The following is an 843-nucleotide window of genomic DNA, read 5'->3' as shown; positions in this document are numbered from 1 at the left end:
GGGCGCGGCGACATTACGCGGGCGGTGACGGCGACGGGGACGGTCAACCCGATCCTGACGGTGATCGTCGGCTCGGCGGTGTCCGGCATCATCCAGGACATCAGCTGCGACTACAACACGATCGTGAAGCTCGGGCAGATCTGCGCCCGGATCGACCCGCGGCCCTACCAGGCGGTGGTGGACCAGGACCGGGCGGCGGTGGCCGTGGACCAGGCGCAGCTGCGCAAGGACGAGGCGAGCCTCGACTATGCGCGCGGCAATTACCGCCGCCTCGCCTCGCTGGTGCCGCAGCGCTACGCCTCGGAGAACGCCGCCGACAGCGCGAAGGCGACGTATCGGCAGCTGGAGGCGCAGGCCGCGCTCGACCGCGCGGTGATCCGGCAGGACGAGGCGAAGCTCGCCGCCGCGCAGGCCAATCTCGGCTATACCGACATCGTCTCGCCGGTGAACGGGATCGTCGTCTCGCGCAATGTCACGATCGGGCAGACCGTCGCCGCCTCGTTCCAGACGCCGACGCTGTTCCTGATCGCCACCGACCTGACGCGGATGCAGGTGGATACCAATGTCAGCGAGGGGGATATCGCGGATATCCGCAAGGGCGAGGCGGCGCGGTTCACCGTTCTCGCCTTTCCGGGCGAGACCTTCGACGGCACGGTGACGCAGGTGCGCCAGTCGCCGCAGACGGTGCAGAACGTGGTGACCTACGACGTCGTCATCGAGGTGGACAACCGCGACCTGAAGCTGAAGCCGGGCATGACCGCGTCGGTGCGGATCATCACCGCGGCGCGGGCCGGGGTGCTGCGCGTGCCGGACCAGGCGCTGCGCTTCACGCCGCGGCTGGCG

Annotated in this window: 1 protein-coding gene; it reads left to right on the top strand. The window is 69.6% G+C overall.

The annotated features are described in order from the left end of the window. Positions 1 to 843, top strand: an 843-nt coding sequence (locus tag APM_RS11430) for an efflux RND transporter periplasmic adaptor subunit (protein ID WP_039888387.1), incomplete at both ends; no start/stop codon positions are given.

It is taken from the genome of Acidiphilium sp. PM (assembly GCF_000219295.1).
GTDB lineage: Bacteria > Pseudomonadota > Alphaproteobacteria > Acetobacterales > Acetobacteraceae > Acidiphilium > Acidiphilium multivorum.
The sequence above is the reverse complement of the archived record's forward strand: the minus strand, read 5'-3'. Positions and strand labels throughout refer to the sequence as shown.